Raw genomic sequence first — 23,189 nt, 5'->3', positions numbered from 1 at the left:
GTAAAACTCAGAAAAATCAGTAACCTGCGCTGCGTTCATCAGCACTTTTTCTAAAGCCTCTTTGTCATCCAAAATTTGCGGATGCGCCTCGATGTAACTAGCAAAATTTTGAACGGCTGCAAGCTTGTCTTCAAAAAATGCATTCATATAAAACTGCAAAACTTTTGAAGATGAAGTCTTAGACTCCTTTGCTAGATCGTAAATCCTCTCCTTGGTATTTGTGTAATTCACCGTTGAAAACACGCCAAGCGAGACAACTAAAAGCACTACGATGATAAGTGCTACTTTGTTTGCTACCTTCTTCATTTGGTAAAACTCCTTGTTTAAATTTAATGTCTTGTATATCTATATCGGTAAAAATATTAATTTATTTAACATATTTTAAACAAAGATATTTATCAACAATAATAGTTGTCGTATTTTGTGCAATATTTAAATTTAACTAATCAAACCAAAAAACAGAAAAGACCAAGACAACGCTATTTTGCTACTACCTCCAAAAAAGTTTATTGTAATTTAATTTATTGTAATTTAATCTTTTGGGGCATATAATCAATTTTTTGTAAATTCCAAACTTAAAAGAGACTGCTATGAATTTCACACCACTTTTTGCAATATTTTTTATAATCGCAACTGGTTTTTTTGCTAAAAAAGTCGGCATTGTTGAGCAAAAGCACTCGATCCCATTTGTGGATTTTGTCCTTTGTTTTGCAATGCCTGCGCTAATCTTTGATAAAATTTACCACGTAAATGTCGATGCCTCACTTATAAACACGATCCTAATCGGATTTGCCTCAACCGCCATTAGCGCCGCTTTGGCATTTGTCATAGGCAAGGTTTTTAAATTTACCAAAATAACAACCGTCAGTATGGTCATGCTAAGCCTTTTTGGTAACACCCTATTTGTCGGTATGCCTGTCATTCAGGGCTTCTTTGGCGATGCGATGGTAAATGAGGTCATCTTTTACGATCAAATAGCCACTGGTATCCCGCTTTCGATCCTTGGACCACTCATCCTATCTTTTGCCGCACCAGAGAAGGTTTCGCTATTTCAAAATACAATGAAAATTTTAAAATTTCCACCATTTATAGCGCTCATTATGGGTCTTATCTTAAAAGAAGTCCCGCTTCCAGATTTTATCTTTGCGCCACTTAGGATGTTTGAAGGTAGCGTCACCCCAGTCGCACTTTTTGCGATCGGCGTTGGTCTTAACTTTAGCAGTATCACAAGCTCATATAAAGGCGTTAGTGTTGTACTTTTGTGCAAGATGATATTGCCAGCTATCGTATTTTTCATCATATTAAAAGTCTCAGGCATCCAGATGAGCAAAACTTGGGTCGTCGGCCTCTTTCAATGTGCGATGCCAACATCAGCCCTTGCAAGTGCGATGGTCATAAAAGCTGGGCTTGATAGCTCACTAGCCATCTCATCAGTTGCCATTGGCGTGCTTTTTTCATTTATCACGCTTCCAGTTATCTATTTTGTATTTGCGTAAATTCACACTTATTTCACACTAAGTGACTACAATTGCAACATAATTTAATTTAAAGGAGACTTTATGAAAAAGTTAATCTTAGTTGCACTTGGTGCTATGTTTATGTTTGGCGGTCTTGCAAATGCTACTGAAATGATGCAAAAGGACAAGATGGGCAAAGATGAGATGATGAAGAAAGAGCAGATGATGAAAGATGATATGTCTAAAAAACATCCTGTCAAAAAACACGAAGCTAAAAAAGAAGACATGGGCATGAAAGACGAAATGAAAAAAGATGACATGGGTATGAAAAAAGACGACATGGGCATGAAAGACGAAATGAAAAAAGATGACATGGGTATGAAAAAAGACGACATGGGTATGAAAGACGAAATGAAAAAAGGCATGTAAAGGCACTTGATGGTCAGAATTTTGCTTGTTGAAGATGATGAAACATTACTTGATCTAATAAGCGAGTATCTGGGCGAAAATGGTTACGATGTCACCACTACAAACAATGCCAAAGACGCACTAGATCTTGCATACGAGCGAAATTTTGACCTACTTATACTAGACGTCAAACTCCCGCAAGGCGACGGCTTCTCCCTACTTTCATCGCTACGTGAGCTTGGCGTCACAACACCTAGCATATTTACCACCTCGCTAAACACCATAGACGACCTTGAAAAAGGCTACAAAAGCGGCTGCGATGACTATCTAAAAAAGCCATTTGAGCTAAAAGAGCTACTTATCCGCATGCAAGCTCTCATAAAAAGAAATTTCTCACACCAAAACGGCGAAGATATCAAAATTTTAGATGATCTTTGCTTTCACCCACAGAGCAAAACTCTAAGTAAAAACGGCGAAAATGTAAATATCTCGAGCAAAGAGAGCGACCTGCTCGCCCTATTTTTGCAAAACAAGGGCAAAATTTTAACCAAAGATGAAATTTTTAATAAAATTTGGAAATTTGACGAGGAGCCAAGCGAGCTTAGCCTTCGTGTATATATCAAAAATTTACGCCAAATTTTAGGCAAAGATGCCATTTTAAACAAGCGTGGAGACGGCTACATCTATGTCTGAAAAGACGCAAATTTTATTTAAAATTTTATCCCTCTATCTTGTTAGCTCCGTGCTCTTTCTGGGCTATTTTTTCATAAATGACTATAAAAATAAAAAAAACGCGCTCATCTTAAACGAGGTCAAAATGCTAAAAGAGATAAAGATGGGCATTTACATGAAAGCTAGAATGAATGGACTTGACTCAATCTCAAGTCTAACAAAAGAAAAAGGCGTGAATGCTTGCATCGTGCTAAAAAATGATGAGAAAATTTACAAAGACTTTGACTGCCAAAAGATAGACAAAAGCAAAAATGTAAATTTGATCGGCGGTAAGGTCTCGATATTTGAAAAGATCCAATACATGGATGACAACGCCACAGACGAGCTATCGCACGCTGATATTTTTCTAGTTGGCAAAGATATCAAGGTTGAAATTTTATCTTTGCAAATTTCAACCACACTAAAGGCGCTCTTTTTCCTTTTCGCCCTGCTCTTCATCGCCTTTTACCTCGCAAAACTAAGCCTAAAGCCACTTTATAAAAAGATAGAGACGCTAAACCGCTTCATAAAAGACTCAACGCACGAGATAAACACGCCTCTAAGCGTCATTTCTATGAGCATAGAAACGGCCGATCGCAACAACCTAAATGAGCGAAATTTAAAGCGTTTTAACAACATCAGCCTTGCTGCAAAGAGCCTAGGTAGCATCTATGACGCGCTCGTTCATCTAAGCTTCAACCTAGATAAACCAAGCAAAAAAGAGCTAATCGATCTAAAATTACTAACCACGCAAAGGCTTAGCTACTTCTCGCCATTTTTTGCTAAACGCGGACTTAAGATAGAGGCTAGCCTAAAGCCAAGCTTCATAAACGCAGACCTTGAGGATGTGAGTAAAATTTTAGATAATCTCCTTAGCAACGCCTCCAAATACGCAGCGCCAAATTCAAAGGTTAGCATCGTTTTAGAGCCAAATTTCTTTAGCATAAGCAACACTGGACGCGGCATCAGTAAAGAGGACCAGATGAAAATTTTTGATCGCTACACGAGATTTAACGACGATCAAGGCGGCTTTGGCATAGGGTTAAATTTAGTCAAAGAGTGCTGCAAGAAAAATAACATCACCGTAAAATGCCAAAGCGAGCTTGATGGCGAGACTACGTTTTCACTCTCTTGGCAGAGTTAAATTTAAAACCACCCTACTCTAAATAATAAAATTTATTAAAAAAGAGAATTTATATCCAAAATTTATTTTTGATAAATTTTATTAATATTATAATCCTTTTACAAAATCTTAATCAAGGAGAAAAGTATGAAACTACTTGAAAAATACGGGCTTTTCATAAATGGTGAGTGGCGTGACGCAAAAGACGGCGCTACACTTGATGCCAAAAATCCAGCAAACGGCGAGTACCTTGCAAAGATCGCTGATGCTACCGAAGAAGATGTAAATGACGCAGTTCGTGCTGCACGTGAGGCTTTTAATAAATTTAAACACACCACAGTTAGCGAGCGCGCAAAGCTGCTAAACAAGATCGCTGATATCATCGATGAGCACAAAGAGCACTTAGCAAAAGTTGAAAGCATGGACAACGGCAAGCCAATCCGTGAGACGCTAAATGTCGATATCCCTTTTGCAGCCGAGCATTTTAGGTATTTTGCTGGCGTTATCATGGGCGAAGAAGGCAGCGCAAACGTGCTTGATGAGAAGCAACTCTCTATCGTTTTACGCGAGCCAATAGGCGTCGTGGGTCAGATCGTGCCTTGGAATTTTCCATTTCTAATGGCGGCTTGGAAGCTAGCTCCAGTGATCGCAGCAGGCGACGCGAGCGTGTTTAAGCCTTCAAGCGAGACAAGCCTAAGCGTGCTTGAGCTTTTTAGGCTGATAGATAAAATTTTGCCAAAAGGTTTGATAAACATAGTAACGGGCAGAGGTAGCAAGAGTGGCGAGTGGATCAAAAACCACCCAGGCCTTGACAAGCTAGCATTTACTGGCTCAACCGAGATCGGCCGTGATATCGCCATAGCTGCGGCTCGCCGTATCATCCCAGCCACACTTGAGCTTGGCGGCAAGAGCGCAAACATCTTCTTTAGCGATGCAAATTTAGACAAGGCACTTGACGGCCTTCAACTTGGAATTTTGTTTAACCAAGGTCAAGTTTGCTGCGCAGGGTCTAGAATTTTCGTAGAAGAGAGCTTTTATGACAAATTTATAGAGGCTGCGGTTAAGAAATTTAGCACTATAAAAGTTGGAGATCCACTAGATCCTAGCACTCAAATGGGCTCTCAGATCAATAAAAAACAAGCTGAGCAAATTTTAAACTACGTCGAGATCGGCAAAAAAGAAGGTGCAAAAGTTGCAGTCGGTGGCAAAGCCTACACTGCAAATGGTTGCGACAAGGGCGCATTTGTCGAGCCAACGCTGCTAGTTGATGTGACAAACGATATGAGAGTGGCTCAAGAAGAAATCTTTGGACCAGTTGGCGTTGTCATCAAATTTAAAGATGAAGCCGAGCTTATCAAAATGGTAAATGACAGCGAATACGGCCTTGGTGGCGGTATTTTCACGCAAGACATCACAAAAGCACTTCGCGTTGCAAGGTCTATGGAGACTGGCAGGGTCTGGATCAACACCTATAATCAAATCCCAGCAGGTAGCCCATTTGGCGGATATAAAAACTCAGGTATCGGCCGTGAGACGCACAAGATCATCCTTGAGCACTACACTCAGATGAAAAACATCATGATAGACCTCACCGGCAAGGTTAGCGGCTTTTACGCACAATGATTTTAGGGGGTTTTGCCCCCTACTTCTTTAAATTTCATAAATAAATTTTTCTTTCTAAATTTATCAGCAAAATAACAATCTTTATTTTTAAGTTTAATAGACTAAAATTTGGCACAAAGGAGAAAATTTGAGCGAGCAAATTTACATTATCGGCGACGTTCACGGCTGTTTTAACACGCTTTTAGAGCTTATCAAGCAGTTTCCAAACAAAGAAAAATCTCAAATTTGCTTTGTTGGCGACGTGATAGATCGGGGGCTTTTTAGCTGCGACGTGGTCGAGCTTATCATGCAAAATGACTATAAAATGGTAATGGGAAATCACGAGCGAAGGCTACTTAGCAATAAATTTGAATTTCTAAACAACAAAGTGCCATTTGACAGGAGCTGGTTTTTTGGAAACGGCGGAGAAGCGACATATAGATCTTATCTTGGACAAAGCGTAGAGTTTAAGCAAAGGCATGTGGATTTTTTAGAAAGCAGGCCAGTTTATCTGGAATTTAAAGATTATAAAACTCAAAATGGCGAGCATCTAGTCGTCTCTCACTCAGCCGTTGGCAATATGTGGGAGCTAAGAAACGACAAATACGCTAGTGAAGAGTTTAAAAGGCACCTGCTCTCAGGCAGAGGCGACGAGATGCAAGTTAGTGGCATATTTAATGTCTATGGTCACACGCCAGTAAGAGAGGTAAAATTTTATAAAAATAGCGCAGATATCGACACTGGCTGCGTTTTTAATGAAGTTGGTTATGACAAACTAAGTGCGTTAGAGTTTCCATCGATGAAAATTTATACGCAAAGAAATGTTGAAAATTTTAACAAAAAGGATAAAGATGTGGTTTTCTAAAAAGAGTTCTAGCTTTGCTAGTAGGGTTGATAAATTTTGGAGCGAACTTGGTAAAAATTTAGATGTCATCAAGCGTAATTTAGAGGATAAAAATTACGAAACAGCGAGTAAAATGACTGAGGAGGCGCTAAATTTATGTTTAGTAGATCCAACTTTTATGATAGGCCTTGTTGATAATAAGATCGATCTAGTGCTAACACCAGAAGGGATGAAATATAGGCTTTTTTGGCTTAAATTTATCAAATCACGCATGCCAAAAGAGTATGAGACAAAGCTTACTTGCACGCTTGGCAAACCACGTGCACCACGCGACGTAGCCACTATACAGATGTATGGCGTGAGTGTTGATGCAAATGAGGTCATGGTCTATGCAAATTTTGAAGAAAAAAGCGTGGATATGTGCCTATATAACGAAACTTTAAGCAAGCTAAAAAGCGAAGATGAAAACAAGGCCTACACACTAGCTTTCATACTTTGCGACAATGTTGTTGGCGAGACAGCGATGATAAACACACTTGGAGACTTTGAGATCGTAGATGAGCCAAGAGAAAAAGGCGTCGCGCTTACCGACTTTGCCGATCTTATAGATGATAAATTTGGCAAAGAGGCATCAAGCGAGCCGCTAAAGCAGTTTAGCTTTTATGAGCTAGAACCTCGCTCAGATGTGCTAAGAGATGATGTATTTATGGGATATACGAGCCTAACCTCGCTACTAAATGAGTACTATGACGGAAAAAGCGATATCTATAATGAAGCTTACGAGCTTGGTATAAATTTCTGCTTTTTAGTATTGTATCACGGCGGCGACGTGCAGTTTGGCATTGATAGCAAAACTAAGATAGAAGATGAGCTGGAAGGGAGCACTTTTTGCGAGGGCATGGGCGCAGCTACTGGCACTAAGCACTCTTATGTTGATCTTATATGCTTTGACAAAGACGAGCTTGAAAAGGCTGTTAGTAAATTTAGCAAAGAGCTTGACATAAAGATAGAAATTTGCGAGTTTAAACGCTAGATACATAAAATTTCACGTAAAATAATACATATCCTACTAGCTGGTAAATTTACAAATTGCCAGCTGGCAATAAATTTATCCTTTAAATTTAGAGCTATTTGAGAGATAGGCACAAAACTTAAGCCCATATAAAAAGATGATCCACGAGATGTAGATCCACACAAAGAAGAAAAGCACGGCTGAAAATGAGCCATAGACGCTTAAATAGGTCTTGTTGTAAAGGACGTAATAGACAAAGGCTGACTTGCCAAGATACCAAACGAGTGAGGCGGCAAACGAGCTAAAAAACGCGCTTTTAAATTTTATCTCGTCATTTACTGAGATAAGATATGTGACGCAAAATATCACCCAGATGATGAGATATGGCACGATGCTTAAGAAATTTATCCAGCTTGTAAATTTAGTCGAGTTTAGCATCTCTTGCACAAGGCTTGAGAGGTAAAAACTGCCAGCAAGTCCGAGTGGCGCAAGCGTGATGAGCGTCCAGTACGAGCTAAGTGCCGACCAAAACCCCCTAGCCTTGCTAGCTCTTGTCACTTTTAAGACTACGTATTCATAATCGCTAAAAAACATAGCCGAAGTAAATATCATCGCCACAAAGCCAACTATGCCTAAATTTCCGCTATTTTGGAGGAAATTTTGCAAGTAGTTTGAGATAATCTCTTGGTTACTTGGCAAAAGAGCTGAGAAAACAAAGTCTTGAATTTTGGCGTAATAATCCTCAAAGCTAGGCAGTTTTGTAAAGATAGAAAACGATATAAGAAGTATAGGTATGATCGATAAGATCGTATGAAAACTAAGGCTTGCTGCGTAGTGAAAGAGCTCTTTGTCCTTAAGAGCAGCTAGCAAATTTAAACCACTCTTTAAATCGCTCTTGCTTAAGGACAAACGGCTCATTTATCAGTTATCTTCTTCAAAAAGTTTTTCGTAGTGAGCGTCGTAGTTGTTGATGTGCTCGCTATTTAGCTTCCAAAACACAGTGTCTATGTCGCTAACTCTTGTATAAAATGGTAGTTGGTAATACTCAACTTCGCCAGTTTTAAACTCTTTTAGCACTTTAAAGCTTTGGCAATCAGCAAAAACGCTTCTGCCATCCATCGCGACAAAGATAAGACCAGCTGCACTTTGAGCGCACATTTTTCTAAAGTCGTCTCTGCTTGGATTTGGCTTGTATTCGTAGCTTAAGTATGCTCCAACAAGATCTGGGTGGATAAATATCATATTAGGAAATGCGCCCAAAACCTCTTCATAAATTTCTTTATTTGGCACGACGATTAGCGAGCGGTTATAAAGGTAGTTTAACACGACTATATCGCCACTTGCAGGTGCGATGCCAGGGAGTGGGAGAGCCTTTTGCTCAAGCAGGTCAAACACCTCAAATCTAACCTTCGCAAAGCCGGCATTTTTAGAGACAACGCTCACTCTTGCGATGATAGAGCTATCAGTGTCAAATTTATGAAGCACGACGCCGCTTGATCCGATCAAAATTTCAGGACTATCAACTATCGTTGCTGTGCCGTCACTCTCGACGCTAATAAGAGGAGTTCTATACTCATTTAAAGAAAAATCAGCCCCAAAAGCAAAGCCAAAAAACAGCGATAAAATCACGATTATACGTTTCAAAAATATCTCCTAAGTTTAAATTTTTAGAGCGATTATAGCCTAAAATGCTTTATCTTTTGCAAAATTAAAGCAAGTTTTAGTTAAAATCCCCTCCAGCTTTTTAAAAGGATATCGATGCCTCGTATATTTGTGATTTTTGCAATATTATGTATAAATTTATATGCCATAAAACCAACTGTCGATGAGCTTAGTTGGCCAAATGGCAGCAGCTTTTTAAATTTCCTTGAAACAAATAAAATTCCACTTTCACTTTACTACAACCTAACAAGCGAAGATCAAGAGCTAACAGAAGAGATTATCGCTGGTACAAAATATCAAATTTACAAAGACGATAACGGCGAGGTTAAACAAGCTCTCATCCCCGTTAGTGACGAGCTTCAGATACATATTTATAGAGATGATAAGGGTAAATTTCAGCTTGAGTTTATCCCGATCTTATACCAAAGCGAAGATAAAGTTTTAGCCCTAAAAGTCGATAAATCAGTCTCTGAAGATATCTTTGACTACACCGGCTCTGGCACGCTAGCACTTGGTTTTAAAGAGGTTTTTAGCGGCAGCGGGATCGATTTTAAAAAGATAAACAAAGGCGATACGATTGCTATTGTCTATAACCAAAAACTACGCATGGGACGCTCTTTTGGCACGCCTGAAATTTACGCAGCGATGATAGAGACTAAAAACAAACGCTACGTGATGTATAAATTTGAAGATAAATTTTATGATAAAAACGGCAAGAAAAATGATAAATTTTTGCTCGTCCGCCCTCTTGCAAACGCAAGGATCACATCAAATTTCACCCTAAAAAGATGGCATCCGATCCTTCAAAGATATAGAGCGCACCTTGGGGTTGATTATGGTGCTCCAAAAGGCACACCGATCAAGGCTGCAGGCGATGGCACGGTCAAATTTGTCGGACAAAAGAGCGGTTATGGCAGAACCGTCATCATCTCTCACGCTGGCGGCTACGAGACACTTTATGCCCACCTAAACGGCTTTGCAAAGGGTATAAGAAGCGGTCTTAGAGTAAAACAAGGCACGCTAATAGCATATGTTGGCACAAGCGGCATGAGCACTGGCCCACACCTACACTTTGGACTCTATCTAGGTGGCAAACCGATCAATCCAGAAAGCGCCATCAAGGTCGTAAAAAATATAGAAGACAAAAAAGAGTCTGCTAAATTTAAAGCAGTCATAAATAGAAATGATGAACTGATAAAACAGGCTCTAAGCAACGACAAAGAGTATCACAAGGTGGAATTTTTCCCTAACGTAATAGATTTTTAAAGGTAAAACTTGAGCCAAGAACTAGAAGAAGCAAAAGAGCTGATAGATCAGCATTTAGATGAAAATTTAGAAGACGGCGAGCTCTCTGCTTACGAGCTAGCCCAGCACCTAAAAACACTTAAAAAGCATGACGAGGAGCTTTTTGCCAAGTATCTTGAAAAGCTAGATCCTGAAATTTTGGGTGATGTGGCGATAGAGTTACCTGATCACATGCTAAAAGACGTGATCGACACGCTCCCAGCTGAAAAGATCGTAGAAGCGCTTGAAGAGCTAGAGAGTGACGATGCTACCGACCTACTCCAATACATCGAAGATATCGATGAGGACAAGGCTAGAGAGCTTTTTAACGAGCTAGATAAAGAAAATCAAAACGAAATTTTAAGACTTAGAAGCTACGATGAAGATAGAGCTGGTGCGCACATGCAAACAGAGCTATTTTCGGCTCACCTTGAAGAGAAGCTTGGCAGCGCAGTTGCAAGACTAAGACAAGAAAAGCAAGAAGGCAAACTAGAAAATGTCTCACAGCTTTTCATCATCGATAAAAATAGTGTCTTGCAATACGCCATCCCGCTTGAAGATCTCATCCTCTTTGACTTCACAAAGACGCTAAAACAAAATATCGAATCAACCCAGATCGACCACTACAAGCCTCACATGGCAAATGATATGGATCTCATGCAAGATGTCGCTGATATGTTTCAAGAATACGATCTAAACGTTATCGCAGTTACAAGTAGCACTGGAATTTTGCTAGGTCGTATCACATATGATGATATCCACGACTACATCCAAGAGAGCGCAACAGAGCAAATTTATAACCTAGCTGGCGTTGATGACGAGTCAGAAGAGGACGATACGCTATTTAAAGCTGGTCGTGGCCGTGCGGTTTGGCTTGGCATAAATTTACTAACAGCCCTTTTTAGCTCATCTATCATCGGACTTTTTGACGAGACGATCGCAGCTTACGTCGCACTTGCCGTGCTTATGCCAATAGTTGCTTCAATGGGCGGTAACACTGGCACACAAGCACTTGCTGTTACGGTTCGCCGTTTGGCACTTGGCGAGATAGAATTTAAAGATGCAAAGAGCGTTTTAAAGCGTGAGGTGACGATATCGCTTGTAAATGGCCTCATCTTTGGCACTATCATGGGCGTCATCGCCGCTGTTTGGTTTGACAAAGGCATGCTTGGAGTAGTCATTGGCCTTAGTATGGTTACAAATTTATTCTTTGCTGGCTTTTTTGGCACGATCATACCTTTGACTCTAAGGCGCTTTAACATCGATCCTGCTGTTGGCTCGGCGGTCATTCTTACTACATTTACTGATGCGATAGGATTTTTTAGCTTTTTAGGACTTGCAAAATGGATACTACTATAACAAATTTAGAAATTTTACCTCTTGGTGAGTCAAAATACCTAAAGCCATTTAAGATGAAATTTAAACAAAATGGCTTGCAAAGGGACTGGGACTGCGTCAAGGTGATGAATAGCGTTAGTATATTTTTATATCACGAGCAAAAAGATGCATTTTTATTTGTCAAGCAGTTTCGCCCAGCCGTTTGGTACTCGCAAGAAAAAGAAGACATCAAAACAAACGAGCAAGGCTTTACTTATGAGCTTTGTGCAGGGCTTATGGATAAGGGGCTAAGCGAAGAGCAAACCGCTAGAGAAGAGGCAGTCGAAGAGGTCGGATACGAGCTAAAAGAGATGGAGCGCATCACGATGACGTATGGCGCTTTTGGCTTTGGTGGCAACACTCAAACGATGTTTTACGCAAAGATCGATGAGAGCATGAAGGTAAATGCAGGTGGTGGCATTGACGGCGAAGATATCGAGCTAGTTTTTATAAAACGAGAAGATATGATGAAATTTGCCTTTGATGAGAGCAAGGTCAAGGGCTTTGGGCTCATCTTTGCCTACTTGTGGTGGGAGAAATTTAAAGGCTAAAAAGAGACCTTTTTGATAAGCGCAAAGACAACAACCGCCACAACAAAAATGCCAACTAATATAATGTAATCCGACATAAAAAACCTTTACGTTTAAAATTTGCACTATTGTAACTAAATTTTTAACAAAATAAGAACTTTATAACCGCACATATCATAAAATAATCAAAAATCATAAGGAGAAAATGATGAGCGAAAACGAAACTCTTTTTATCAACCGCGAATTAAGCTGGCTACGCTTTAACTCAAGGGTGCTCGCTCAGTGTGAAAAGGACATCCCTTTACTTGAAAAGCTAAAATTTTTAGCCATTTATATGACAAATCTTGATGAATTTTATATGATAAGAGTGGCCGGTCTAAAGCAGCTTTTTGCAGCTGGAGTGACGACAAGCAGCAGCGATGGCATGAGCCCACTTGATCAGCTAAGAGAGATCAGAAAATATCTTCAAGATGAGCAAAATTTAGTTGAAAGCCACTACAAAAGCACCGTAGATGCGCTTAGTAAAGAGGGTCTTTTTATCAAAAACTACGACGAGCTTGATGATAGCTTAAAGCAAAAATGCGACGAATACTTTTTCTCAAACATCCTGCCAGTTATCGTACCTATCGCTGTTGATGCGACCCATCCATTTCCGCACCTAAACAATCTTAGCTTCTCGCTTGCCGTTAAGCTTGCTGATATCGAGCATCCTGAAATTTTAAAATACGGCATGATAAGAATTTCAAGAGTTTTACCAAGATTTACCCAGCCAAGCAGCAATGTTTTCGTGCCAATAGAAACGATCGTTCACCGCCACGCAGAAGAAATTTTCCCAGGATATAAGCTCATTAGCTCAGCTGCCTTTAGAGTGACAAGAAACGCTGATATCGTCATCGAAGAAGAAGAGGCAGATGACTTTATGATGATACTTGAGCAAGGGCTAAAGCTTCGCAGAAAAGGGGCTTTTGTGCGTATGCAAATAGACAAAGACGCTGACGCTGATATCTTAGAGTTTTTAAATTTTCACATGAAAATTTTTCACAAAGATATCTACTTTTCAAGCATCCCGCTCACACTTAGCTCTCTTTGGGAGATAGCTGGGAGTAAAAATTTTAGCCACCTAGCAAACCCACCCTACGCCCCAAAAACCCTGCCTCCATTTGGCAACGGCGTCTCGATTTTTGATGCCATAGACAAAGAGGATGTGCTACTAGTTCATCCATTTGAGAGCTTTGATCCAGTCGTTAGCTTTATAAGAGAAGCGAGCAAAGACCCAAAAGTGATCTCGATACGCATGACACTTTACAGGGTCGATAAAAACTCGCCGATCATTCAAAGTCTAATAGACGCTGCAAGCGACGGCAAGCAAGTAACCGTGATGGTTGAGCTAAAAGCAAGGTTTGATGAAGAAAACAACTTGCACTGGGCAAAGGCGCTTGAAGATGCTGGCGCGCACGTGATATATGGCATCACAGGCTTTAAAGTCCATGCAAAAGTTAGCCAAGTGATCCGCCAGATCGGCGATAAACTCAAATTTTACATGCACTTTGGCACCGGCAACTACAACGGCAGCTCAGCTAAAATTTACACCGACGTTAGCCTATTTACGAGCAAAGAGGAATTTAGTCAAGATACGACCTCGTTTTTTCACATCCTCTCAGGATATAACAAAAACCGCCGTCTAAACGCCCTTAGCATGTCGCCCTTTCAGATAAAAGAGCGCATCATCGAAAAGATAAGAGTGGAGGCAAGTAAAGGCAGCGAGGGCAGGATCATCGCTAAGATGAACGCGCTAATAGACGAAGACGTGATAAACGAGCTTAGCCGCGCCTCAAACGCAGGCGTGAAGATCGACTTAATCGTCCGAGGTGTGTGCGGACTAAGGCCAGGCGTAAAAGGCAAAAGCGAAAATATAAGAGTTCGCTCGATCATCGGCAAATACTTGGAGCACGCTAGAATTTTATATTTCAAACACGCCGATCCAAAGATTTACATCTCAAGTGCTGACTGGATGCCACGAAATTTAGAACGCCGCTTGGAGCTCATGACGCCTATTTTTGAGCCAAGGCTTCAAGAGAGACTGCTTGAAATTTTAGAGCTTCAACTAAGTGATAATGACTTAGCATTTGAGCTACAAAATAACGGCGAATACGCAAAAGTAGCTAGACGCGAGGGCGAAAAAGTGATCTCTTGCCACGAAGTTTTAGAAAACTATATCTCTAAAATTTACAAATCCGTCAAAAAAGATACCGACAAAGCAAAAGCTGACATGCTAGCAAGCAAGCTTTTAAAAGAGAGCTAAAAGATAAATGGCTTTTAAATTTAAATTTTAAGTTTAAGAGCCATTTTCCTCAAAATTTCTATCAAAAATTACAAATTTTAATAATAAATTTTATTATTTCCACTGCTTAAGGCACCTAAAATGGGTAAATTTGGCAAGAAAAGTTACAATCAAGTAAGTATTTTTATATTTTAAATATTACATAAGCATAGGCGTTATAATATTTAAACAAATTCCAAATCAAAGGAGGCTTTATGAAAGAGAGTAGTGATACTAAAAAACTCGTCATCGGTACGATCACACTTGCAATTGCGATCGTTTTCTTTGGAGGTTTTTTACAAAACACCTATGGTGGCATCTTTGACTTTAGCAAACTTGCTGGTCAATTTCCAGAATGGTTTAAAACAGGAAGTGGCACTAGCGCAAAAGGCGGCTTTTTATTTGCCCTTAGCCTTGCCCCTGCCGTTATGCTCGCACTTGGCTTTGTCGCTATTTTTGAGAAATACCATGCACTTTACGCAGCATCAAGACTGCTAACGCCTGTTTTAAAGCCACTTATTGGCATACCAGGATGTTGCTCTATCTCTTTGATAGCAAGCACACAAAGCACTGACGCAGGCAGCTCAACGGCTAAATTTTTGCGTCAAGATGGCCTCATCTCGCACAAAGAGCTTCTAATCTTTGCAGCGTTTCAGTTTAGCGCTGGTGCGATGATCACAAATTTCTTATCTTCATTTGCGCCTGTTCTACTTGTGACTGACAAAGCTGGTAACACAGCCCCTGCTACCATAGCCATGGTGCTAGGCATAGTTTTTGTCTTTAAAATTATTGGAGCAAATTTGATGAGACTTTATGTCAAAAAATTTGTCAAAGATGATGAGGAGTAAGAGATGACTGAAAATAAACTAATAACCGACGTATTTGTAGAGGGCGCTAGAAAAGGCTGGGACATCGCTGTAAAAAACACCATCCCAAACGTGCTTATGGCCTTTGTCATCATCCACATCCTAAAAGTATCTGGCGCGCTTAGCGTGATAGGCAAATTTCTAGGATTTATCATGCTCCCGCTTGGTCTTCCAGGTGAGTCCATAGCCGTTTTCATGGCTGCATTTTTGAGCTGGGGCGGCTCAGCAGGCGTGCTAGTCGCACTTGTAGGAGATGGTACGCTAAACGCAAACGATATCGCTGTCTTGCTTCCTGGCATGGCGCTAGTTGGCTCGACTGTGCAGTACATGGGACGAGTTTTGGGCGTGCTTGAAGTACCAGGCAGACACTATCTCGTGCTTTTTGGGATTTGCATCCTAAATGCCTATTTAGCGATGTTTGTGATGAGCTTGCTCGTATAAGGATAAAAGATGAAAGATAGTGAAATAGACAAATATTTGGCCGATCTAAAGGAGATAACCGACATAGAAAGCCCAACTTCAAGCACAGATGGCGTAAATGAAGTTGCGGCTTGGTTTAAAAAAAGAGCCGAAATTTTAGGACTAAAAAGCAAGAGCATAGAGCTTGGCACCGACAAGGTCGCCCCTTGCCTTTTCATCTCAAACGACCTTGAGGCAAAAAGCTACGACTTTTTATTTATCGGCCACATGGACACCGTTTTTCCTATAGGCACAAAGGCTGACGTGCCATTTAGCAAGATAGATGAGCGCATAAACGCGCTTGGCGCGATCGACGATAAAGGCGGCAGTCTACTCTCGCTTTACGTCATCAAAGAGCTTGATCTTAGCAAGCTAAAGATCGGCCTCTTTTTAAACTCACACGAGGAGACTGGCTCAAATTTCGCCAAAGACGCCATAAGAGAGCTAGCCAAGAAGTCTCGCTACGCCCTAGTCGTCGAGCCTGCAAGAGAAGATGGCTCGATGGTGGCTACTAGAAAAGGCGTGATCTCTTATGTGTTAAATTTCCGTGGCGTTAGCGCGCACGCTGGCAACCACCCAGAGCGCGGACGTTCAGCTGTGGTGGAGGCTGCAAATTTCATCGTTGAGCTTTCAAAACTCACTGATTTTAAGGCAGGCCATACATTTAATAGCATAATGACAAAAGGCGGTGACGCCCAAAACGTCGTGCCAGACTTTGCTAGCGTGACATTTGAGATGAGATATCGCCACGGTAGCTCGGTAGAGTTTTTACATAAGAAAATGGACGAAATTTTATCTCACCAACTCGTGCCAGACGTTACTTGCGAGCGCATACTCATAAACGAAGAAGCTCCAATGATAGACGAGGTAAATTTACCAAATATCAAAAAGGTCTTTGACGAAGCTGCGGCAACAACAGGCACGAAGGTCACTTGGGTTGATGCTGGCGGACTAAGTGACGGCAATATCAGCGCATCGGCTGGTTGCCCTACGATAGATGGGCTTGGTCCAACTGGTGGCAACATGCACACGAAAAACGAGTATCTAGAGATAAACTCGGTCGTCAAAAAGTGCAATCTCATAGTTGAAACTATCAAAAAACTTTCATAGTTTAGGCAAGCAATATGCTTGCCTAAAGTTTTAAAATTTATAACGACACGGCGGTTAAACCCTACCCAAATATCTCAAATTTATGAAATAGCTCCGGCTTATCTTTTACTACGCCACGCCTAATAAGCTCAGCCACCACTTCGCGCTCGCAGTCAGTTTGCATAGGCCAGCCACGAGTGTAGCCCTCTAGCTCGTCCTTGCTCGTCGCATCCACGCAGAAATTCTCTTCCTCGATATAAATATCACGCAAGGCATCTATGTTATTTGTCCAGCATATATGTGTTTTCTAAGTAGTTTTGCATATCCACTAATACTAGAAGCTTAAAAAACTCCCTAAATTCCAAAAGCTTAGAAAATAGCTCTTTTACAGGGCGATCTTTTTCAAATTTCACCACACAAATAGGTGTTTTACTCTCTTTTTTAAACTGCCTAAGCTCCTTAACATTTGGTGCAACGCTTTGAAATTTAGCCAAGAGTTCATCGCCGCTTAAAATAGCAGGGCTAAATTTAACTCCAAATTTATCACGCAGTTTTAGCGAAAGTAAATTTTCACATTGGCACATTCTCTAAATTTGCTACAAAACCAAAACCGCCTAGCAAACTGCATCATAGGCGGCGACGGCTTGGCTATGCGCATACAAAAACTGGCATTCACGAGAAATTTATCACAATGACAACGTTATTTATGGGGTTTTGTAAAGATCGGCGCGCGCGGATAGATCGCGCCGTTTTTTAAAGCACAATGATCGCAAACTGAGAAAAAATAGACGATCTAGTTTAAATAGGTCATAATAGCCAAATCAAATTTCTAAATTCCCAGCCAAGTGGCTTAAAAAACCGCCCTACTCCAAAGCCCTCAAAACTGGTTCTGGTTTTAGCTTTACGCTTGGGGCATTTTTGCTAAAGCTTATGAGATCCTCTGTCGTTTGGATACTAAAAGGCAGGCGTGTGAGGCAGACTTTAAAGATTTCGGCCGCTGCTACCGCGTCATTTAGGGCTCTGTGGTGGGTGTTGTTTATGCCAAGGAGTTCTTTTAGCGAGCCAAGGCCGTATTTTTGCGAGGCGATGGTGCGGCGGCTAAGATCGATGGTACAGAGTTTTCTGTTTAGCAGTATGCCAAGGCCGATCTCGTTTAGGCTATGCGAGATAAATCCGTAGTCAAAATTTACGTTGTGCGCGATAAAGACGCTAGTTCCTAGAAAAATTTTAAACCGCTCCAGCACGTTTAGCAAATTTGGCGCACCAACTAGATCGCTAGCCTTTATGCCGGTTAGCTCGGTGATATTTTCAGGCACCACAGAAGCTGCTATAAAGCTTTCAAAGCGCCCTATTTCAGCACCATTTTTCATTTTTATAGCGCCTATTTCGATGATCTGACCGCTAGTCGTACCGCCAGTCGTTTCTATATCTACAACGCAAAATTCTTGCTCGCTAATATCTCTAAATCTCGTGCCAAGCTCGATCTCGTTGCTTTCATTTCTAGTGATATCAAGCCCGAGAGTTCGCCACATATCAAGGTCACGCACGTCGATGAGCGATGAAATTTCCTCAATATCGCTAAATTTTAAAATAAACTCGTGATAGCCTAAATTTTGCCTAGCTAAAATTTCAATGCTATTTTCTAAACGCTGTTTTTTTGGTTTCAAAACTCAAGCTTTATGGCGCGAATGGCTTGTTCGTAAGAATTTGATGAAAAGATATAGCTGCCAGCCACCAAGACATCAGCTCCAGCCTCTTCAAGATCAGGCGCATTTAGTCCGTTCACCCCGCCATCTACTTCAATTAGACACTTGGCGTTTTTGCGCTCTATTAGCTCTCTTAGCGCCCTTGTTTTCTCAAGCACGACTGGCATAAATTCCTGACCACCAAAGCCTGGATTTACGCTCATTAATAGCACCATATCAACTTCATCGATGATGTGCTCGATCGCGCTAACTGGCGTGTGCGGATTTAGCACGATACCAGGGCCAACACCGTTTTTTCTGATGTGATCTATTAGTCTCATCGGATGCTTCTCTTCTTCAATGTGAAAGGTTAGAAATTTTGGTTTTAGCGGCAAAAAAAGATCAGCAAAAAATGAGTTATTTTCAACCATTAGGTGTATGTCAAGTGGCTTTGTAGCAGCCTTTGCAACGGCACTTACCACGACTGGTCCGATGGTTAAATTTGGCACAAAATGCCCATCCATAACATCAACATGCACCAGATCACACCCAGCCTCGCAAATGGCTCTTATCTCAGCTGCCAAATTTCCGAAATCAGCCGACAAAATACTAGGTGCAACGTACATTTTAAATCCTTATTTACTTATAAAAATCACGCCAGTTTGGCTCTCTTTTGCATTTAATGTGGCAAAAATTCCACTGCTTGCTCTGTCAAAAAACATCTCATTTTCGTAAAATTTAAAGTTGCTAAGCTTTACCTTTAAATTTCTCTCGATGAAAATGTCTAAAATTTTGCTTGCAATGATACTAAAAATTTGAGAAAATCCGCTTAAACAGCCACACTCCAGATCGCCATTATCTGAAAAAATGGAGCAAATTTTGCTAAGCTTGTCCTTTTTAACACCAAGCAAAATTCTCATCTGTACGTCGCCATAAAAGAGCACACAAGCCCGCAGATAGTCATTTTCACCCTCTACGTTAAAGTTGCTAATCTTTGCATCAAGGCATAAAATTTCACTCTCTATCAAAGGTGAGAGCACGTCTGTGACACTTGAGATCACAAGTGGCAAAAACTCAACTAAGCTTTTATTCATCTTTGTAGGCTCAATGTCGATAAGACGCTTTTTAAAATAGAGCGTCGAGTCATCTTTGAAAAAAATCATCCATCTTTTTATATAAAAGTATCTTTGCCGCTTTTAAATTTGAGGCAAGTGTCTCTGAGATGTTGCCCTCATTTAAGCCGCAAATCGCCAATATACCGCCACTTTTTTGGCTCAGCTCAGATAGCTTTATCAAAAAACTAGCACCTATGGTATTTAAAGCACCGACCGAATCAGACCAAAAAACAAAGAATTTAAAGCCTATCTTTTGTAATCTTTCGTGAAATTTATAGTCAAAATTCTGCACAAAAGAGCTATCCATGAGCCCTACTGTCTTGTAAATGACGACGTCGCCTCTTACAAAGGTGCTAAACTCTTTTTTGCCTAAAACGATGTGATTTAGGGTGCTGATGGTGTATTTGTAAGCTTGCTTGGCGGCGTTAAATTCTTCCACGCTTTTTACAAATTTACACTTGTAACACTTTTGCTCCAAAAGCGAGTTGATGTAGTCTTTATACTGCTCATTTTTGTTATAAATCACGATGGCTTCGCTACTATCTGCTAGCGTATCGTTTAGAAATAGCGTCGCAACTTTTTCATTTTCAAAGAGTGAAAATCTCAAAATATTTTTTGAAGTCTTTGCCACAAGCTCGTAAAAAGTATCGTCATAGTCGCAAACTGCAAACTCAGCGCCTATCTGCTTAGCTATGCCTGAGAGATGCTCGCACGTGCTATTTAGCCAAAGCGGGCTAAAAAATGTGACATTTTTTAATGAAAGCAAAATAGCGCTTATCTGCCTTGCACAAATTTGCTCCACATCGGCCTTTTTTATACTTGAAGGGGTGATATTAACCTCCAAAAATCCAAATGGCCTAACAATGGCCAAAGAGCCCTCAAAAGTTACTTTCATTTTCTAAGAGCCTTTTTTAAATTTATAACCATATCAGCCGAAGCATGGACGCTAACATCAGTGATCCTATCGATGCCAAAGTCAAAAAATTTAGCAATGCTAGCCTCATAAGAGAGCAAAATTTTAAAGTATTTTAAAACCAAAACCTCTTCTCTAGTGAGCCTATCGCTCTCCCATCCTGCGAGCTTTAAAAGCACTCCAAATAGCGAAATATCAAACCTTCGCTGCAAGATCCTATCAAAGCTCATATCAGAAAAACCAACGATATGTTTAAGCGAGTGTGGATACTTCAAAAAGATCAGCTCGCAAAATATAAGCAAAATTAGCGCGCAGGCAGCTAAAAATAAATTTTTTTGATTTTTTAGTCCAAGGTAGTTTAGAAGTTTGCTCCAGTCAGATAGAAATTTGGCATTAAACTCCATCATCGAGTATAAATTTACACCAAAATTTTTATATCTTTTTGGAGATTTGATAAAAATAAAATAAGAGCAAATTATCATTTTTAGGTTGTCTATGCCAACCATATATGCCATTGAATAGGTATCTCTTGACCAACTTTTAGGAGCAAAATCTCCTAATTTTATAACTGTAGTAAAATATGCTTTAAAAACTTCGTCACCCCTAAAAAGCTCCATAGCAGTAGTGATGTCGCCCTCATCTAAGTGCTTTTGGCACTCATAAAAAACATCGGGCATTGTATAGATAAAATTTGAAATTTCATCTATTTGATTTTTAGTTAGCATTTTTGTTTTACCGATTTTTTATTTTGGGGCTATTTTAGCCTTAATTAAATAAAAAATCAACAAAACTTATAAATATAAATGTTCATTTTAAGCAATACTTTGGTTTTGTTTAGATAAAATCAGCAGAAATTTTTGTTTATAAGGAAAAAAAATGTCAAAAAGATGTGCGATAACTGGCAAAGGACCAATGGTAGGCAACAACGTGAGCCACGCCAACAATAAAACTAAAAGAAGATTTTTACCAAATCTTAGAACTATCCGTGTTACTCTAGAAGATGGCACAACAAGAAGAATAAAAGTTGCTGCTTCTACTCTAAGAACTATGAAAAAACAGTCAAACTAAGAGATAAAATGAAGAGGAATTTATGTCTTTTCTCTCAAGACTTTTAAAATTCCTCAACTGGTCAAACTCCGCAAAACCAGAAATAAGCCTAGATACTGAACTCTACGAACAACTAAAACCTTTTAGATTTCCACTAATTTCAGTCGTACTACTGTTACTTTTTGGAACACTTGGCTATATCTTTATAGATAACTTCTCTCTCATAGATGCCTTTTACCAAGCAGGCATGACCTTCACGACGGTCGGTTTTACCGAAGTTGCACCAATTACTCCAAAGGGGCGAATTTTTACTATAACTTTTATCCTTGTTGGCTTCATTATTTTTACGCTATCAATCGGTATCGTTGTAGAAGTTCTAAAAAGAGGCACATTAATTAGCATTTTAAAGGAAAGGCGCATGCTTTACAAGATCGCAAGACTAAAAAATCACTTCGTTATTTGTTATCACAACCTCTACACGATTGAGCTTAGCGCTCAGTTTCGTGAAAATCACATACCATTTGTAGTGGTTGACGATAGAGAAGATATCGCAGAAATAGCACAAATTTACAAGTATCCATACTTCATAAAAGCTCAGCCTCATACTCAAATCGCCTTTTTAAAAACGCATCTTTCAAGTGCAAAAGGACTAATCACTCTTAGTCCAAATATCGCTGATAATATCGCACTTATCGCTTCTGTTAGACTTTATGAAAAAGAGATAGGCCGCAAAAAACCTTACCACATCATCACAAACTCCGATAGCGAAGATGATACACAAAGGCTAAAAAAACTTGGTGCTGATAACGTAGTAAGCCCATCTCGCCTAGTCGCACAGCGTCTAAGCGCCATGAGCGTAAGACCTGATATGGAAAATTTACTCGAGCAATTTCTATACACAAAAAGCTCTCCTATCGACATAGAAGAAATTCTTGTGCCTGATTACTCTTGGATCAGGTTTAAAAGATTAAAAGAGACACACCTAAGAAATATCACGAATGCTGACGTGGTAGGCATTAGAGACATAAATAATAAATTTATCCCTATGCCAAATGGCGATACTCTAATCGGCACTGGCACAAAGCTTTTAGTCATCGGCACAGTTGATGGCATACGTCTAACCAAACGCCTAGTAAAGAGCAAACACAAGCCAGAAGAACTAAAATACGTTTAGTTTTTGCATTTGATTTGTGGCATAAATTTGGCTCAACCACTATATGCTAGAAGCTTTTATAGATCTAAATTTAGATAGCCAAACATTTACAAAGCCTTGTTAGAATTTATAAATTTTTTACAGGAGCTACGTATGTTACACGAATACACTGATCTCATAAATGAGTTGAAAAAAGTAGATGTTCATTTTGCCGCACTTTGCAAAAAGCATGACGAGCTAAATGAAAAAATAGATAGCAAAGCTGCACAAGCCTCTGAGCTTGATGCCTTGAAAAAAGAAAAATTAAAACTAAAAGATGAAATTTACGCTCAAATTTTAAAATACAAAGAGCAAAAATAAGTAAACCATTTCCAAACCATTTTTTGCTTTTAATTCTTGGTTCGGAAATTGTATTTTTAATAAAAATAATTTTTTTACAAAGAACCTTGACAAATGGCATTAAAGTCTATATAATTACAACTCTTTAAAAATTTGGGGTATCGCTAAGCGGAAAGGCAACTGGTTTTGGTCC

The 23,189-nt window shown here is 39.9% G+C and carries 27 protein-coding genes; 17 read left to right on the top strand and 10 right to left on the bottom strand.

Annotated elements, in window-relative coordinates:
- Nucleotides 1-306: hypothetical protein (locus FZ945_RS09555; protein WP_187424194.1), on the bottom strand; the 306-nt coding region annotated here is incomplete at its 3' end.
- Nucleotides 307-590: 284 nt separating this feature from the next.
- On the opposite strand from FZ945_RS09555, the gene FZ945_RS09550 reads away from it, so the two are divergent.
- From FZ945_RS09550 to FZ945_RS09520, 7 genes are all read left to right on the top strand, one after another.
- Nucleotides 591-1,496 (top strand): AEC family transporter, encoded by a 906-nt coding sequence (locus FZ945_RS09550; RefSeq protein ID WP_009293909.1) that lies wholly within the window; start codon nt 591-593, stop codon nt 1,494-1,496.
- Between the two features lie 63 nt (nt 1,497-1,559).
- Nucleotides 1,560-1,886 (top strand): hypothetical protein, encoded by a 327-nt coding sequence (locus FZ945_RS09545; protein ID WP_021085558.1) that lies wholly within the window; start codon nt 1,560-1,562, stop codon nt 1,884-1,886.
- Between the two features lie 9 nt (nt 1,887-1,895).
- Nucleotides 1,896-2,558, top strand: coding sequence for a response regulator transcription factor (locus FZ945_RS09540; protein WP_002940533.1), 663 nt, complete (start codon nt 1,896-1,898; stop codon nt 2,556-2,558).
- Nucleotides 2,551-3,720 (top strand): sensor histidine kinase, encoded by a 1,170-nt coding sequence (locus FZ945_RS09535; RefSeq protein WP_002940530.1) that lies wholly within the window; start codon nt 2,551-2,553, stop codon nt 3,718-3,720. Before FZ945_RS09540 ends, FZ945_RS09535 begins: the two co-directional genes overlap by 8 nt.
- A 126-nt stretch (nt 3,721-3,846) precedes the next feature.
- The gene (locus FZ945_RS09530; protein WP_148804119.1) at nt 3,847-5,322 is read left to right on the top strand and encodes an aldehyde dehydrogenase family protein; all 1,476 of its coding nucleotides are present in this window, start codon (nt 3,847-3,849) and stop codon (nt 5,320-5,322) included.
- A 127-nt stretch (nt 5,323-5,449) separates the two neighbouring features.
- Entirely contained in the window at nt 5,450-6,166 is a 717-nt protein-coding gene (locus FZ945_RS09525; protein ID WP_148804117.1) for a metallophosphoesterase, read from the top strand.
- Nucleotides 6,153-7,178 (top strand): hypothetical protein, encoded by a 1,026-nt coding sequence (locus FZ945_RS09520; protein ID WP_148804115.1) that lies wholly within the window; start codon nt 6,153-6,155, stop codon nt 7,176-7,178. Before FZ945_RS09525 ends, FZ945_RS09520 begins: the two co-directional genes overlap by 14 nt.
- 75 nt (nt 7,179-7,253) lie before the next feature.
- On the opposite strand, the gene FZ945_RS09515 is transcribed toward FZ945_RS09520, so the two are convergent.
- The gene (locus tag FZ945_RS09515; protein WP_002942744.1) at nt 7,254-8,075 is read right to left on the bottom strand and encodes a YihY family inner membrane protein; all 822 of its coding nucleotides are present in this window, start codon (nt 8,073-8,075) and stop codon (nt 7,254-7,256) included.
- Nucleotides 8,076-8,078: 3 nt separating this feature from the next.
- Nucleotides 8,079-8,801 carry a plasminogen-binding N-terminal domain-containing protein gene (locus FZ945_RS09510; protein ID WP_002942758.1) on the bottom strand — a complete coding sequence of 241 codons (723 nt, stop codon included), beginning with the start codon at nt 8,799-8,801 and terminating at the stop codon, nt 8,079-8,081.
- A gap of 114 nt (nt 8,802-8,915) precedes the next feature.
- Between FZ945_RS09510 and FZ945_RS09505 the strand changes: the two genes are divergently transcribed.
- The 7 genes from FZ945_RS09505 (at nt 8,916) to FZ945_RS09475 (ending at nt 16,765) form a co-directional block, all read left to right on the top strand.
- Nucleotides 8,916-10,085 (top strand): peptidoglycan DD-metalloendopeptidase family protein, encoded by a 1,170-nt coding sequence (locus FZ945_RS09505; RefSeq protein WP_148804113.1) that lies wholly within the window; start codon nt 8,916-8,918, stop codon nt 10,083-10,085.
- A gap of 9 nt (nt 10,086-10,094) precedes the next feature.
- Complete coding sequence (gene mgtE, locus FZ945_RS09500) at nt 10,095-11,462, top strand: magnesium transporter (RefSeq protein ID WP_012001707.1); 1,368 nt, start codon at nt 10,095-10,097, stop codon at nt 11,460-11,462.
- Complete coding sequence (locus FZ945_RS09495; protein ID WP_021093183.1) at nt 11,447-12,031, top strand: NUDIX domain-containing protein; 585 nt, start codon at nt 11,447-11,449, stop codon at nt 12,029-12,031. The genes mgtE and FZ945_RS09495 overlap by 16 nt, the downstream gene beginning before the upstream one ends.
- A 163-nt stretch (nt 12,032-12,194) precedes the next feature.
- Nucleotides 12,195-14,312: an RNA degradosome polyphosphate kinase gene (locus FZ945_RS09490; RefSeq protein ID WP_262367217.1), complete on the top strand. Its 2,118-nt coding sequence runs from the start codon at nt 12,195-12,197 to the stop codon at nt 14,310-14,312.
- Nucleotides 14,313-14,545: 233 nt separating this feature from the next.
- Nucleotides 14,546-15,178, top strand: coding sequence for a nucleoside recognition domain-containing protein (locus FZ945_RS09485; RefSeq protein ID WP_009293921.1), 633 nt, complete (start codon nt 14,546-14,548; stop codon nt 15,176-15,178).
- Nucleotides 15,179-15,181: 3 nt separating this feature from the next.
- Nucleotides 15,182-15,637 carry a YjiG family protein gene (locus FZ945_RS09480; protein WP_002942766.1) on the top strand — a complete coding sequence of 152 codons (456 nt, stop codon included), beginning with the start codon at nt 15,182-15,184 and terminating at the stop codon, nt 15,635-15,637.
- 9 nt (nt 15,638-15,646) lie between these two features.
- Nucleotides 15,647-16,765, top strand: a complete 1,119-nt coding sequence (locus FZ945_RS09475; protein ID WP_148804109.1) for a M20/M25/M40 family metallo-hydrolase — start codon at nt 15,647-15,649, stop codon at nt 16,763-16,765.
- A 61-nt stretch (nt 16,766-16,826) separates the two neighbouring features.
- On the opposite strand, the gene FZ945_RS10370 is transcribed toward FZ945_RS09475, so the two are convergent.
- From FZ945_RS10370 to FZ945_RS09440, 7 genes are all read right to left on the bottom strand, one after another.
- The gene (locus tag FZ945_RS10370; protein ID WP_262367215.1) at nt 16,827-17,015 is read right to left on the bottom strand and encodes a hypothetical protein; all 189 of its coding nucleotides are present in this window, start codon (nt 17,013-17,015) and stop codon (nt 16,827-16,829) included.
- 10 nt (nt 17,016-17,025) lie between these two features.
- Nucleotides 17,026-17,328, bottom strand: coding sequence for a hypothetical protein (locus FZ945_RS10365; RefSeq protein ID WP_262367214.1), 303 nt, complete (start codon nt 17,326-17,328; stop codon nt 17,026-17,028).
- A gap of 279 nt (nt 17,329-17,607) precedes the next feature.
- Complete coding sequence (locus FZ945_RS09460) at nt 17,608-18,411, bottom strand: 3'-5' exonuclease (RefSeq protein ID WP_148804105.1); 804 nt, start codon at nt 18,409-18,411, stop codon at nt 17,608-17,610.
- Nucleotides 18,408-19,055 carry a ribulose-phosphate 3-epimerase gene (gene rpe, locus FZ945_RS09455; protein WP_148804103.1) on the bottom strand — a complete coding sequence of 216 codons (648 nt, stop codon included), beginning with the start codon at nt 19,053-19,055 and terminating at the stop codon, nt 18,408-18,410. The genes FZ945_RS09460 and rpe overlap by 4 nt, the downstream gene beginning before the upstream one ends.
- A 9-nt stretch (nt 19,056-19,064) precedes the next feature.
- The gene (locus FZ945_RS09450; RefSeq protein WP_148804102.1) at nt 19,065-19,592 is read right to left on the bottom strand and encodes a hypothetical protein; all 528 of its coding nucleotides are present in this window, start codon (nt 19,590-19,592) and stop codon (nt 19,065-19,067) included.
- Nucleotides 19,573-20,439, bottom strand: a complete 867-nt coding sequence (locus FZ945_RS09445) for a hypothetical protein (RefSeq protein WP_148804099.1) — start codon at nt 20,437-20,439, stop codon at nt 19,573-19,575. Before FZ945_RS09445 ends, FZ945_RS09450 begins: the two co-directional genes overlap by 20 nt.
- On the bottom strand, nt 20,436-21,134 hold the full coding sequence (locus tag FZ945_RS09440; protein ID WP_222862626.1) for a hypothetical protein: 699 nt from the start codon (nt 21,132-21,134) through the stop codon (nt 20,436-20,438). Before FZ945_RS09440 ends, FZ945_RS09445 begins: the two co-directional genes overlap by 4 nt.
- A gap of 199 nt (nt 21,135-21,333) precedes the next feature.
- Between FZ945_RS09440 and rpmB the strand changes: the two genes are divergently transcribed.
- From rpmB to FZ945_RS09425, 3 genes are all read left to right on the top strand, one after another.
- A complete protein-coding gene (gene rpmB, locus FZ945_RS09435; protein WP_002942221.1) occupies nt 21,334-21,525 on the top strand; it encodes a 50S ribosomal protein L28 in 192 nt (63 codons plus the stop codon).
- A 22-nt stretch (nt 21,526-21,547) separates the two neighbouring features.
- Nucleotides 21,548-22,678, top strand: a complete 1,131-nt coding sequence (locus FZ945_RS09430) for a potassium channel family protein (protein WP_012001697.1) — start codon at nt 21,548-21,550, stop codon at nt 22,676-22,678.
- Between the two features lie 132 nt (nt 22,679-22,810).
- Nucleotides 22,811-23,017 carry a DUF465 domain-containing protein gene (locus FZ945_RS09425; RefSeq protein ID WP_002942218.1) on the top strand — a complete coding sequence of 69 codons (207 nt, stop codon included), beginning with the start codon at nt 22,811-22,813 and terminating at the stop codon, nt 23,015-23,017.
- Nucleotides 23,018-23,189: the final 172 nt, after the last annotated feature.

Source organism: Campylobacter concisus, assembly GCF_902460535.1.
Lineage (GTDB): Bacteria > Campylobacterota > Campylobacteria > Campylobacterales > Campylobacteraceae > Campylobacter_A > Campylobacter_A concisus_AS.
Note: the sequence above shows the minus strand (reverse complement) of the source record. Positions and strands in the feature narration are given on the sequence as shown.